General features: G+C 57.5%; 12 protein-coding genes. 5 read left to right on the top strand and 7 right to left on the bottom strand.

From position 1 onward, the window contains the following. From ACH2EH_RS11640 to recN, 4 genes are all read right to left on the bottom strand, one after another. Positions 1-902 (bottom strand): NAD(P)/FAD-dependent oxidoreductase (locus ACH2EH_RS11640; RefSeq protein ID WP_395141834.1); only part of this gene is annotated, 902 nt, incomplete at its 3' end. 230 nt (positions 903-1132) lie between these two features. Next, positions 1133-2413, bottom strand: a complete 1281-nt coding sequence (locus tag ACH2EH_RS11645) for a hypothetical protein (RefSeq protein ID WP_395141836.1) — start codon at positions 2411-2413, stop codon at positions 1133-1135. A 142-nt stretch (positions 2414-2555) separates the two neighbouring features. Further along, positions 2556-3206, bottom strand: coding sequence for a hypothetical protein (locus ACH2EH_RS11650; RefSeq protein WP_395141838.1), 651 nt, complete (start codon positions 3204-3206; stop codon positions 2556-2558). Positions 3207-3365: 159 nt separating this feature from the next. Further along, positions 3366-5042 (bottom strand): DNA repair protein RecN, encoded by a 1677-nt coding sequence (recN, locus tag ACH2EH_RS11655; RefSeq protein ID WP_395141840.1) that lies wholly within the window; start codon positions 5040-5042, stop codon positions 3366-3368. Positions 5043-5211: 169 nt separating this feature from the next. Between recN and ACH2EH_RS11660 the strand changes: the two genes are divergently transcribed. Together ACH2EH_RS11660 and ACH2EH_RS11665 are read left to right on the top strand one after the other, a co-directional pair. Beyond that, entirely contained in the window at positions 5212-6207 is a 996-nt protein-coding gene (locus ACH2EH_RS11660; RefSeq protein ID WP_395141842.1) for a hypothetical protein, read from the top strand. 7 nt (positions 6208-6214) lie between these two features. Continuing rightward, positions 6215-7708 (top strand): hypothetical protein, encoded by a 1494-nt coding sequence (locus ACH2EH_RS11665; RefSeq protein ID WP_395141843.1) that lies wholly within the window; start codon positions 6215-6217, stop codon positions 7706-7708. A gap of 21 nt (positions 7709-7729) precedes the next feature. On the opposite strand, the gene ACH2EH_RS11670 is transcribed toward ACH2EH_RS11665, so the two are convergent. Genes ACH2EH_RS11670 through pgtP form a run of 3 tightly spaced genes read right to left on the bottom strand, consistent with a single transcriptional unit; the run spans position 7730 to position 10383 of the window. Then, a complete protein-coding gene (locus ACH2EH_RS11670; protein ID WP_395141845.1) occupies positions 7730-8086 on the bottom strand; it encodes a DUF2237 family protein in 357 nt (118 codons plus the stop codon). A 10-nt stretch (positions 8087-8096) separates the two neighbouring features. Further along, positions 8097-9089 carry a glycerophosphodiester phosphodiesterase gene (glpQ, locus tag ACH2EH_RS11675; protein WP_395141847.1) on the bottom strand — a complete coding sequence of 331 codons (993 nt, stop codon included), beginning with the start codon at positions 9087-9089 and terminating at the stop codon, positions 8097-8099. Continuing rightward, entirely contained in the window at positions 9073-10383 is a 1311-nt protein-coding gene (pgtP, locus tag ACH2EH_RS11680) for a phosphoglycerate transporter protein PgtP (RefSeq protein WP_395141849.1), read from the bottom strand. Before pgtP ends, glpQ begins: the two co-directional genes overlap by 17 nt. A 50-nt stretch (positions 10384-10433) precedes the next feature. Between pgtP and ACH2EH_RS11685 the strand changes: the two genes are divergently transcribed. From ACH2EH_RS11685 to ACH2EH_RS11695, 3 genes are all read left to right on the top strand, one after another. Beyond that, positions 10434-11264: a phytanoyl-CoA dioxygenase family protein gene (locus ACH2EH_RS11685; RefSeq protein ID WP_395141851.1), complete on the top strand. Its 831-nt coding sequence runs from the start codon at positions 10434-10436 to the stop codon at positions 11262-11264. A 27-nt stretch (positions 11265-11291) separates the two neighbouring features. Next, the gene (locus ACH2EH_RS11690; protein ID WP_395141853.1) at positions 11292-12203 is read left to right on the top strand and encodes a phytanoyl-CoA dioxygenase family protein; all 912 of its coding nucleotides are present in this window, start codon (positions 11292-11294) and stop codon (positions 12201-12203) included. A gap of 271 nt (positions 12204-12474) precedes the next feature. Beyond that, positions 12475-13551, top strand: a 1077-nt coding sequence (locus tag ACH2EH_RS11695; RefSeq protein ID WP_395141855.1) for a DUF1501 domain-containing protein, incomplete at its 3' end; no start/stop codon positions are given.

A 13551-nucleotide genomic window follows, 5' to 3' on the forward strand; every position in this document is an offset into this window, starting at 1 on the left:
CATGCGCCGAGCTGCCGTGCGGTGTCCCAGAAAAACGGCTGCCCGAGCGCGGTGACGGGCTTGGCGTAGCGCCAGCGATGGGCTTGCGTTTGGCGGATAGCAAGCGGCCCCAGCAGCGCCGCCAGCTCCGACGAAAGTGCGGCGGCGACGGCCTCCGCGCTGTCTTCGAGGTGCGCCGCCGTCCAGCCGGGAGCCGTGTGGGCGACCAGTGTGGGCGGCGCACTTTCACCGCGCTTGGTGTGGTCCCGTGCGATCCACGAGAACACGGGATGGCCGGTTAGCTCCAGCGCGGGCCAGTCCACGGCGAGATCCGTTTCGAGCAAAGCCAGCAGCGCCCAGCACGGCTCCAGCGTGGCAGTGGCGATCCGCTCGGCGTCTTCGGGCGTGAGCAGGAGCTCCGCGAGCGTGAGAAGCTGCACCGGTGGGACATTGAGAATCAGGGTCGTGCCCGCAAAGTGCTGCCCATTTTTGGTCGTCGCGACGTAGCCAATATCGTCCCAGCTAATACTCTGCACGTCGGCCTCGGTGGTGACGGTGAGCCCTTGCGCCAGAAACTTCGGCAGAGCGCTGATTCCCTCCGGGCAGGCATAGCGCGGGTAGCCGTCGGGGCGGGAGTGAATCGCCCCCTCGCGCCACTCGGGGATCGAGCGGTACCACTCGCGAATCCAGCCGTCACGCAAGCCGCCGTCCACGACCGCCTGGAACGCCGCATCACGTGCCGTGAAGAACTGCGCCCCATGGTCTATCCGCGCCGCCCCAAAGCGCCGGGTCGCCGCCCGCCCCCCAACACCGCGCCCTTTGTCCAGAACCTGAACGCTCGCGCCCTGCGCCTGCACCTCACGCGCAAAGGCCAGCCCCGCCAGCCCCGCGCCGATCACCAGAAAATCCGTTACTTCATTCACAGAATGGTTGTACCCGAGGCGAGCGGGTTGTCGAAGAACTCTTTTCCCACAATCTTGGTGCGCTGTGTTCCGTCTGACTTCACGCTGTAGAGGTCACTACGATTATTGCCTGAGATGTGCTCTTGTCACGGATGGTTGAGGAGGATACGTTTCAGGCATTTGATGCGAAATTTAGGATGGGGAAAGACTAGTTGGATGGCATGGGAGAAAGATTTCCCCCATGCTTTGATTCAAAATCCTGAGATTGTTCTCACATGACTACTTACTAATGAGTCCCATTTCTGCCCACGGCTATTATTCAAACCTATGTCAAGAAAGTAAGGAAGGGAATTATATTTATTGACTTCAAGTCGAATTGAAACATGTTCTCTTTCTGCCCAAAAACGTGGAATCGTTGAAATTGTAGAAAACAGAGATTGATATAAATCTTTAATTAATATATTTGCAGATAAACATTGCATATATAAAGGAAGTATATCAATTGATTTGTTTTCGATTGATTTAATTTTATTATTGCGTAAATATTTTGCAGTAATGCTATTTATTGCATCGTAGCGTGGTGTATATGGAAGCGATAAAGATAAAGATTTAGGCGTAATACGCCTAATATCAGTAATTATATCCCCAGATGGGTTAATAGTTTTCTTCACCAATGAGTAGCGATTAATACCTCTATGCACTTCTAAATCACAAAACAGACATACTGCTCTAATTATTTCATCAAGTTTTGCATATTGCAATCCGCTATAATATGCGCATTTTTGATTTAAATATTCTGGAAAATCAATCTTGACTTTATGAATTTCGGAAGTTGATTTCAAAATATTTCCGAATGATGTTGATGAAGAGTCATATATTAACTCTCGTATTTTACCCTTTGGTTCAGCCGAACGAAAAACTTGTGTAAGATTTCCTCGACGTTTAATTTTTGATAATACCCTAAGGTCTGAAACATCACCTGAGAGAGTCACGGATTTTCCGTCACCTATAAAACCGAGTAAATTCCGTGCTTCAGTTAACAACGGCCCAAAATAATAATTAAGTAACAGCGAATCGAATGCTTTGCGAGAATTTTTGTTCAGAAAACTAACACTTAATCCATTCGGTTTATTCAATTTAGATCGTTGTTCATTTGGAATCTGATTGATTAAATTTGATACGAGTCTTAAGGTCGGTGTCTTCAAGTTTTCAAAAAGTGAAATGTCATCATTATTTGGTAATATCTTAATTAATTCTGTACAGTAGCTGCGAATCTCATCAATACTAATATTGATCAATAACGTAGATATTGTCGAACTATTTATTGTCGAAAGTCCAACTAGTGAAGTGCGAGATAGATCAATATGGTAACTGGATAATTTTTCGTAAATCTTAAAATGTGAAACCATATTATTGAATGAGGATAATGATTTCATTTCTTCGTCATTAAAATAGAATATCTCGTTTCCATTTTGGAAGATGGCGTTGTTGTGTTTTTCGCTTATTAATTTTAGTGCTAAAGTTTTTTCCATGGTTATAATCAGTTATTAAATTACAATAATGTAATTTACTTTGGTAATTTCATCAAGAAGGTAACTATTTTTTATTCAATCAATTACCGATTAGTCATGAGTATTCACGACTAATCAGTAATCAATTCCTCATCATCTATTATTAGACACTGGCAAGTTGTGAGAAGTCATACTCCCAAGTAGCCCAAGCAGATACAGTAAATTCACTAGCATATGTGTAGGGTGAAGCGTATCCTCCTCCGGAAGACTCAGCTTTCCATTTTAGAGAAGCTGTGTCTTCCTCGTCTTCGCTTTCGTGAATAATTGTATTTCCTTCGTGTGCACCATCTGCTGCAACATCATCGAACTTGACACTTACACTTGAGTATCCTGTAGCGCTAGAATTCCAATGTTTAGCCCATTCTGCCATAAACATTCCTGAATTTCCTGGAGTCGTACCTTGAGATGGTAGGCTCGGATTCCATGAAAACTGTGCTTCACATTGTCGGTTGGCCGTCATGGATATTCCAGACACTGGATTCTCAGAAGTGGTACTACCATGCCCTTTGATTCCTGTTACTATCTCATGGAGATCACCTGAATAATCTCTTAACGAACTTTCAGGAGCAGTAACGTTAGAATAACCATTTATGCTGATTGTATCAGCGGTTCCGTTTCCACTAGGATAACTTGTAGCGGAAAATGAGATTGTCGTTATCGAATCAACTTGCCAGTTTCCAGTGGCATTTGCCTTTAATCCAATTGTTAACAACAAAATGGAAAAAACGAATTTGAAAATCTTTAATCGTGTCATTATAGTTATTCCTTATTCTCGATGGAGACTTGGGCTTTTCACCCGGGGACTTGGGCTTTTCACCCGATCTGACTGTACTACAACCCCAATTTACTTGGTCAGTGTGAGAACCCTATTGTTCTCGAATTAAGAGAAGTCTAACACAGGATAAATTGGTTGTCAAGTGGTAGTAAAAAATATTTTATTATGTTCCAGCATCTCGCGGGCGTGGGCGAGGACGGTTTCAGAGTTATTACCACCGAGCATTCTTGCTAATTCTTGCACCCGCGCCTCGCCGTCGAGCGGCAGGACACTCACGGTCGTGCGGCCTTTTTCGGTGCGCTTCTCGATGAAAAAATGCAGGTCGCCGCGTGCTGCGATCTGGGGCAGGTGCGTGATGCAGAGCGTTTGGGCGGCTTGCCCGAGCGCGTGGAGCTTCTGCGCCAGAACGGTGGCGGTGCGCCCGCCGATTCCCGTGTCAATCTCATCGAAGACTAAAGTGGGCGGAGCGACGTGCTTACTCATCACGGACTTGAGGGCCAGCATCACGCGCGAGAGCTCGCCGCCCGATGCGATCTTTGCCAGAGGCTTGAGCGGCTCACCAGGGTTCGGGGAGATCAAAAATTCGACCGCATCCGCCCCGCCCGGCCCCGGCTCGCGGGGCGCAACCGCGACGGAGAACCGGGTCGCCGCCATCGCTAGATCCTTGAGCTCGGTCTGGATGCCTTTGGCAAACGGCTCGGCAGCTTTCTTGCGGGCCTTGGTGAGCACGGCGGCGCGCTTTTCCACTTCGGCAAACGTGGATTTTTCCAGCGCCTCCAGCGCGGCTAGGCGCTCCTCGGCGTTCTCCAATGTTTCCAGCTTCTGCCCGAGCTCCTCGCGGTAGCGCACCATCGCGGCAATATCCTCGCCGTACTTGCGCTTGAGGCTCTTGAGCAGATCAAGTCGGTCCTCAATGTGGGAGAGTCGCTGCGGGTTGAACTCCACGGAGTCGCGGTAGCTGCGCACCTCGCGCATGGCATCATCGGCGGCGTAGAGGGCGCTGTTGAGCGATTCCAGAATACTGGAAAGACTGTCATCGAATTTTAGCCCTCGCTCGATCTCCCGCACTGCCTGTGACAAACCATCGAGTGCGCCGCCTTGTAGCGCTTCATAGGCCGCCGCCGACGCGGCGTGGAGGCGCTCGGCACTTCCCAGGCGCAGTCGCTCGGCTTGCAGCTCCTCCTCTTCACCGGGCACCAGTGCGGCGGCGTCTAGCTCATCGCGCTGGTAGGAGTAGATGTCCAGGTTTCGGGTGCGCTCACGCGCCTCACGCAGAAGCGCCTCACGCTCGGCCCGGGCGGCGAAAAAGATATCCCAGGCATCGGCCACTGCGTCTTTGAGTGCCAGTGTCTCGCCGCCACACCACGCATCTAGCAGCTCCACATGGCGCTCCACCACCATTAAGGACTGGTGCTCGTGCTGCCCGTGAATGTCTACCAGCGCATCGCCAATCACTTTCAAAACGGCCACGGTCACGGGGCGACCGTTGATGCGTGCGCTGCTCTTGCCACTGGCGCTCAGCTCCCGGGAGAGAATCAGCAGGCCGTCCTCGGGCTCGATTCCCGTGCTCTCCAGCGCGGGAGCCAGGCGCAAGTCGCCCACCGTGAGCGCAAAGACCGCCTCGACACGCGCTTTCTCCGCGCCGTGGCGCACGGAGTCGCTGCTGGTACGCTCGCCCAGAACCATCCCGAGAGCATCGAGTAGGATAGATTTACCCGCTCCCGTCTCCCCGGTCAGCAGGTTCAGCCCCGCCCCAAAGCGGAGCCGCACCCGCTCGACAAGCGCAAAATTCTCGACTGACAGTTCCGTAAGCATAGCGACGTGACAGAATTATACCGCCTGCCGCCGGTTGAAACCGGCGTCTGCAGTAGCCTGCGGCTGCGAAGCCCGTTCCGGGCTACCGAATTTTCTCCAGCCCGGCACGGGCTTTGCGGCACGCAGTGCCATTGCAGATGCCTCGTTCACGGGGCGGATATAATACCCCGTGAGTTTTGGCTGGTTGGAGCAAGAGGGGGCGGAGCGTGAGATCGCGGTCTCGACGCGGGCGCGGCTGGCGCGTAACTTAGCGGAGTTTCCATTTCCCCACCGCGCCAGTGTGGCGCAACGCAAGCGGGTGGCGCAACTTGTGCGCGAGGCCGCTAAGATCGGCGATCTGACACTGCTCAAGCCCTGTGAGCTGGAAAAGCTCAGCGAGAGCGAGCGGCAGGCACTGGTGGCGGGGCAGAGTATCTCCCCGAAAATGGCCGACGGGAAGCCCGGGCGCTGGGCACTGCTCGCAAAAGACGGCGCTCTCTCGGTTCTCGTCAATGAGGAGGATCACCTGCGGCTGCAAGCGCTCGCCCCCGGCTGCGAACCTCAGCAGGTCTACGAGCGTGTGAGCATGATGGAGCAGCTCCTGGCGCGAGGGCTGGAGTTTGCACAAGACGACCGCCTGGGTTTTTTGACGGCGTCACTGGCCAATGTCGGCACAGGGCTGCGGCTCTCGGTGCTGCTGCACCTGCCCGCACTGACTTGGCTGGAGGAGCTGGACACCAAGATTGAGGCGGTCTGTACACTGGGGGGCATGGTGCGCGGAATCCACGGCGAGGGGTCGCCGCGCTCCGGGGCACTCTATCAGGTCAGCCACGAGATCACCTACCGCCCCGAAAACGACCCGCTGATCTTCGTTTGGAGCGTGCAGGGGGCTGCGCAAGTTCTCATTGCCGCCGAGAAAGCCGCCCGGGAGCGCCTGCCGCGTGTGCAGCCTTGGACCCTGCGACAGACCTGGGAGCGCAGCCACGAGCGCATTTCCACGGCGGAGGCGCTGGGGGAGAGCGAGGCGCTGGAGCTGCTTTCCCACCGGCGTCTGGCTGGGATTCTGGGGCTCACGGACGCGCTGGAGCCTGTCGCATTCGCGGGGGCGATTCTTGCGCTGGGCCAGGGCGACTCGCTCCGGAGCCAGATCGCACGGCCCGCACTTCTTCGACAGCTTCTGGGCTGAACAATCGTTGCCGCTTTCACGTCTGCGGTTTGTGCAACTTCTCGCTCTTTTATTTTTGATGCAGGCAAAGCCCGTGCAAAACCCGGAACTCCCCGCGCTGCCCCGCATTCCCGCTCGTCTCTCGTTTCGTGAGGAGCTGGCCGGGCGACGGGCCTACCTCGCCGCCCGCGATGCTACCCATGCCGCCAGCGGCTATAATTTTCAGTGCGCACTAAGCGTCCTGCGGAGCGACCGAGGACGGGTCTCCCCTGCCGTCACGGCCACCGAGATCCTCTATACTGCGCCGGGAAACAAGCTTGCGGTGAGCCATGACCTCGGGGCGACGGGGCGACGGACGGTGCGTAAGGCAATCTGTGACGGCGACTCGCTCCTGGCCGTGCGCTTCGATGAGCGGGGAAAGCAGACCACCCGTGAGTTCTCTCGCCTCTATCTGAGTGAGCTGGGGCAAGTCTCGCGGGCGCTCCAGTACGCACGCCTCGATCCGCTCGGAACAAGCTGTGGCGCTCAGCTCGCCACGGAGCCCGAGGTGGCGATGCTCACTCGCCTCTGGCAAGCCCCCGACGGCACCGTTCTGGAAGCCAGTAGCCTTGCACCCAGAGCAGGCCGCCCGCAGCGCATCCGGCGCTATCAGTTCACATCCACACACAACCTCTCGGTGGCAGAGGAGTGGGAGGTGCGCGAGGGCCGGACAACCTACCGTAAAGAGACCTACCAGCCCGCCCCCAAGAACGCTACGCCGTTCTCCCAGGCACTCCCGGAGAACTACACCGAGCAGCCTCTGAAAGTCCCGGAGCGCCCTCAGGAAATCCCCCCCGCCCAGCTCGATCCAGCAGCCGTTGTTTTGCTAGCAAAGTGGGAGCGTGCTCACCAGCGCTTCTTCACGCTTCACGCGGGCGCTTTCGTGACCACCCAGCAGCAGATCCGTAGCACCGACTCCCGTCCTCCCCGGGGCGGCATGGGCTACAACGGCACCTACGATCTCTGGCTAGAGCGGCCCGACCGTGCGCTCGTGACGATCAAGGGGGTAGATGGCTTTCCCGTGACCCAGAGCATGAAAGCGGATGCGATCCAGGTGGTGGTGGAAGATAGCGCGGGCAAGAAACGCCCCGCGAACGTCCGCGAGGGCGCCCGCCTAGAGCAGACACTCCAGCAGGCCGCGCTTCGCAGTGCACTGGATCCGCTCCAGTGGCTCCTCGAAGGTCCCCCGTCGCTGAGTGGCTACGACTCCGTCCGCGCCCTGCCCGCAACTGCCTTACCCGATGGCACGCTCGCCGAGAGCATTCTACTAACGCGTACCTCCATCACGAACAACCGAGGCGACCGCCGGATCACCTCCGAGACCAGCTACCGAGTCTGGCTGGGCAAGGACGGCCGCCCGCGTGGTTTCGAGACGACCCGCAAGACTTCTATCGAGGGCTATTTCGAGCGCGACCAGCCACCTACCACCATCACTACCGTACGGTTAAGCGCCGTGAGCACCGACCGCGAGCCGCCGTTCTAAGCATGTGTGGTTGAAGACGGTTCATACGGCGTACTCTTTCATCGTTGAGAGATCCGCCCACTCCAGCGCCAGCTCATTGGTGGCTTCCAGCACGATACCCGGCGCGAAGCCCGCCTGGTAGGCTTCTACCCAGCGCTGCATGCACAGGCACCAGCGGTCGCCGGGCTTCAGACCAGGGAAGCTATACTCGGGATGCGGTGTGCTAAGATCGTTGCCGCGTGCTTTGGAGAACGCCAGAAACTCCGCCGTCAGCACCACGCACACAAGGTGCAGCCCGAGATCCTCGCGGCCCGTGTTGCAGCAGCCATCGCGGTAGAAGCCCGTCAGAGGGGCGTGGGAGCAGGGGACGAGCGGGTCGCCTAGAACATTTCGTGCCATGCTGAGTGTTTTACCTGGTTTTTGCCCGCCAGTGCACGACCATGTCACAGAAGTCTGAGAAAATACCATCGGCTTTGGCTTCCACAAAGAGTTTCTGGAACAGCTCATCGCTGGACTTCACGTACTGGGGGAGCGCGTCTTTTCGATGGGTGTACGGGTGCACAACCAGCTTAGCCGCGTGAGCAAACTTCACTAAATCCGTCAGTTTACCGTTCTTATCAAAGACACCGGTGAGCGCGGGGCCGATCCCATCGGCGATTTTTGCCAGCTCTTTCAGCCCCTTTGCCGTGTGTAGCTCCCGGTAGTCCGTGCCATCGTCGCCCTTGGGTACATCGGCGAGCAGCATCACTAAATTGCCCTCCCAGCCCAGCTCGGTTCGGAGACGTTTAACTTCATTGAACTCAAAACACTGTAGGAAACATTGTCGCCGATCTGAAAGATCTCCGTCGGCAAAGTCTGCGTTCAGTCGTGTACGTGCCCTGCCGTAGCCGTAGCGGTCCAGAATTGGCAGGACAATCTTGCTGATGTCATGGCCTTGCTGGTGGTGCCAGGCGGGAGATTTGAGCTCCGGGTAGATACCCACATCGCGCCCCGTGCTCTTATTGAGGCCTTGAATCAGCTCAATTTCCTCGATCAGGGTAGGAATCTCAAAGGCACCCGAGTGTGCGGGGAAGCGCCGCGAAAAGACCGCCGTGCCCGTTTTAGGATCGAAGCGCTCCGAGACTCGTAGCGTTTTAAGCTCCGCCAGCGTGAAATCGAGGGCGTAGTAGCGGCCATCGGGGCGCTTGCGACTGGGAAACTTGGTGGCGACATCACTGATCGTGTCAATATGAATATCGTGGAGCACGACAGGCACATCGTCTTTGGTCAGCACTAAGTCCTGCTCCAGAAAATCTGCTCCGAGGGCATGAGCCATCGCCTTGGCCTCCAGCGTGTGCTCCGGTAGGTAGCCGCTGGCACCTCGGTGCGCGATAACAGTGGGTTTACTATTTTGTTCTCTCATTTGAGTTTCCTTTCAGCGTGAGTCCGACAAAGAACATCGTGAGCAGGCAGCAGGCGATCATCGTGCCAAAGACGCCGCCCCAGCCAAACTGATCCGCGATCCAGCCGACTCCAGCGCCGGCAAGCGCGGAGCCAAAAACATAGCCAAAGAAGCCCGTGAAGCCCGCCGCTGTGCCAGCCGCTTTCTTGGGTACCAGCTCCAGCGCGTGTAGGCCGATGAGCATCAAGGGGCCATAGATAAAGAAACCGATCCAGATCAGCGAGGCCACATCCAGCCAGAGCGGGCCTTTATTATTAAGGCCATAGACAATCAGCCCGAGCAGCGTGATGCCCATAAACAAAATCGTCGCCGGGGCGCGGCGGCTCCTAAAATAGCGGTCCGAGACCCAGCCACACAGAATCGTCCCCGGCACGGCGGCCCATTCGAACGCGGCCCAGGCGAAGCTGGACTCTTTAAAGGAGAAGTGCTTGGACGTCTCCAGATAGGTCGGCACCCAGTCCACCACCCCGTAGCGCACAAAATACACAAAGGCGTTAGCGATTCCAATGAGCCAGAGCGGCTTGTTGTTGAAGATATGCCCAAAGAAAATCTCCTGAAACGAGAGCGCCTTCTCGTGGTGGTCGGAGTAGCCCTCAGGGATGTCGCCTTTGTAGTGCTCAATGGGCGGCAGGCCACAGCTCTGCGGGGTGTCGCGCATCAGGAAAAACACGAGCACGCCAATCAGCGCGGCGATCCCGGCGTTAAAATAAAACTTCGCGCCCCAGTCATGAAACAGTGTCACGCCCCAGAGCGCGATGGTCGCCACGAGCGCACTGCCAATGTTGTGTGAGACGTTCCAGAAAGAGACCACGCGCCCACGCTCCTGGGCGCTGAACCAGTGCACCATGGTCTTGCCACAGGGAGCCCAGCCCATGCCATTCACCCAGCCATTGAGACTCTGGAGTGCGATCATGACAGCCAGCGATGTGTAGACTTCCTTGACAAAGCCAAAGATCATCAGAATGGCGGAGGAGAGTAGCAGGCCCAGTGGCAGAAACCAGCGTGGGTTGCTCCGATCCGAGACCGCGCCCATCAGGAACTTGGAGAAGCCGTAGGCAAACGAGAGGCCCGTCATGACAGTGCCCAGGCTGGCTTTCGTGTACTGAGGGTACTCCTTGAGGATGTCCGGGATGGCGAGTGCGAAGTTCTTGCGTACCAGGTAGTAGCCCGCGTAGCCGATAAAGATCGCGAAGAATACCTGGCGACGGAGCCGTGGGTAGTCGGAGTCAACAGAGTTTAAAGCAATAGTGTTCAAAGGCAGTACAGAGACACGATACCAAAATCAACTGTACAATACAAGCTACGATGAAGAACCAACTTTCGGAGGCGCAGATTGCCTCCTACCGTGAGAGCGGCTTTCTGGTGATTGAGAACTTTCTGGACGCAAACGAGCTTTCGCACTGGCAGAAAACCACGCAAGAGGCGGTAGATCAGCGTCTCGCCATGACGGCGGCAGGCGTCACTCAGACCGAGACAAACCGGATTCTCTCGAATCAGCAGAATCCCGATAGCTACTATGCCCAGGTCTTTACGCAGTGCATTAAGCTGCTCGAAACCCATGCGGGTATGAAAGAACTCATGCTCGACCCGCGCCTCGGGGAGCTGGCGGCGACTCTGGCGGGCATTGATGGGATTCGGATCTGGCACGATCAGGCGCTTTTTAAGCCACCCTTTGGCAACCCGACAGGCTGGCACTTAGACAATCCCTACTGGAGCTTCTCGACGCGTGACACGCTCTCGCTCTGGGTGGCACTGGATGAGGCGACTCTGGGAAATGGCTGTATGTGGTACATCCCCGGCTCGCACAAAACCGCCACGTGGGAGAACGCGGGGATCGGGCAAAATATGAGCGATCTATTCAAGCTCTACCCGCAGTGGCGCACGATCGAGCCGGTGGCCTGTCCCTGCCCGGCGGGCTCGGCGGTGTTTCACAACGGCCTGACGGCACACGGAGCGGGGGCGAACATGACCAACAAGCCCCGCCGCGCCATGACGTGCGGCTACCTGCCCGATGGTTCGGTTTTTAATGGCACGCAGAATATTCTGCCCGACGACTACTTCCACTCGCTCAAGATCGACGATCTCCTTAACAACGACACACTCAACCCACTGGTCTGGAAGAAGCCAACCCCCTAACCCCCGCCCGGCGGGGGGACAAAAACGATGCCGACGCTCTTTACCGATTCAACCGCGCTTTTATCCGATAGTGAGGCGCTGCGTGCGCGTGGCCAGCGCGACGGCTATCTGTTCTTCCGTGGCCTGCTCCCGCCCGACTCCCTTCTCCCTGTTCGTGCCGACTTGCTGGGGGTGGTGGCAAAACACGGCTGGCTTGCCGATGCGCAAACAGGCAGGCTGAACGTGGAAACCCTCGCCGCCGTGCCGGAGAGCACGATGCGCACCGATATCGGGGTCTCCGTTGCCGCCTACGACGATGTCCAGAGGCTCGAAAGCGTCCATCGTTTGCCGCACCACCCGACGCTCCTCACGCTCTATAAAATGCTCTTTAACGACGAGGTCTTGGTGCACGCGCGGCATATCATCCGCATGATCTCTCCCCATCCCGCCGTTTTCCCCACCCCCGCGCACCAGGATTTTCCGCTGGTGCAGGGAACGCAAAACACCTGGACCTGCTGGTTTCCCCTCGGCGACTGCCCACGCGTCATGGGCTCGCTCAAGGTTCTCAGCGGCTCCCACAAGCTGGGGTATCTACCTCTCAAACGCGCCCGAGGTGCAGGCGGGATCACGGTGCAGACCTGTCCGGGAGAGGAGAGCGAAGACGACTGGAGGGAGGGCGATTTCGCCCTCGGCGATGTGCTCACGTTTCCGGCGCTCACGGTTCACCAGGCGCTCCCCAGTCAGTTCAAGGACCGCATTCGCCTCTCGTTTGATGTTCGTTACCAGGCTCTGTCGGAGCCCGTTGAGGAGAAGTCGCTCCTGCCGCACTGCGCTCTCACCTGGGAACAAATCTACGAGAGCTGGGAATCAGACGCGCTCCAGTACTACTGGCGCAAGCTCCCGCTCAACTACTCCGACTGGAACCCCGCACTGCTCCAGCCCGAGCGGCGGATCTGCTAAACCCAGAACCCACCCGGCTCGTACCCACCCGGCTCGTACCCACCCGCCTCGTTCCTCGGCACCCTCCCTCAGGGCAGGGAGGGTTGGGGGAGGGGCTTCTTGTGCTATCCCGAGCTTACCAAGATCGGCTTCCAACCAGCCCGCCGCTCCGGCCAGCGCCTCATCGCCGCAGAGACCCTCCCACCCTCCCTGCCCTGAGGGAGGGTGCCGAGGAACGAGGCGGGTGGGTACGAGCCGGGTGGGTACGAGCTATGTCAGGTAGAATACCCTCATGAACTCATCTCTTGATCCAAGACGCGAGGCCGCGCTTCTTGAGACGCGACGCCAGCTTTTCTCTAGCTCCGCCCGAACAGGCCTGGGCACGGCGGCTCTGGCAAGCCTGGAGAGCCACGGGGCGCTGAAGGCGCTGCATCACCCGGCGAAGATCAAGCGCGTGATCTATCTGTTCCAGAGCGGTGCGCCTAGCCATTTGGATTTATTCGACCCCAAGCCAGGCCTGGAAAAGCGCTTCGACGAAGACCTGCCCGATGCCATCCGTCAGGGCCAGCGCATTACGGGGATGACCAGCGGCCAGAAGCGCCTGCCGGTCGCGCCCTCGATGTTCAAGTTCGCACCACGGGGCAAGAGCGGGATTGAGCTCTCGGAGCTGTTGCCTTACACGAGCAAGATCGCCGATGAAATTTGCCTCATTCGCTCGATGCACACGGAAGCGATCAACCACGACCCGGCGATGACCTTTATCCAGACCGGCTCACAGCAGCCGGGACGACCAAGTATGGGCGCGTGGCTGAGCTACGGCCTTGGGTCGGAAAATAGCGAGCTTCCCGCGTTTCTCGTGCTGCTCTCGCTGGCCTCCAGCGGGGCCAATGACCAGCCGCTCTTTGGGCGCTTGTGGGGCAGCGGCTTTCTTCCCAGCATCAACCAGGGCGTGAAGCTGCGCTCCGTCGGCGCTCCCGTGCTGCACCTCACCGACCCGGCGGGCTTCACCCGCGACGATCGCCGCCGGATGCTGGATGCCTTAGAGAAACTCAATACGATGCAGTCTGCCAAGGTTCATGACCCAGAAATCGTGACCCGAATCGCGCAGTACGAGATGGCCTTTAAGATGCAGGCGTCCGTGCCGGACTTAATGGACTTGAGTAAGGAATCCGCCGCCACGTTTGAGCGCTACGGCCCCGAGAGCCGCAAGCCGGGGACATTTGCCGCCAACTGCCTGCTGGCCCGGCGGCTCGCGGAGCGCGGGGTGCGCTACATCCAGCTGTATCATCGAGGCTGGGATCAGCACGGCGGCTTGCCCGGAGCGATTCGGAGCCAGTGCAAGGACACGGATCAGCCGTCGGCGGCGCTG

The organism is Armatimonas sp. (assembly GCF_043760365.1).
In the GTDB taxonomy this organism is placed as follows: Bacteria; Armatimonadota; Armatimonadia; order Armatimonadales; family Armatimonadaceae; genus Armatimonas.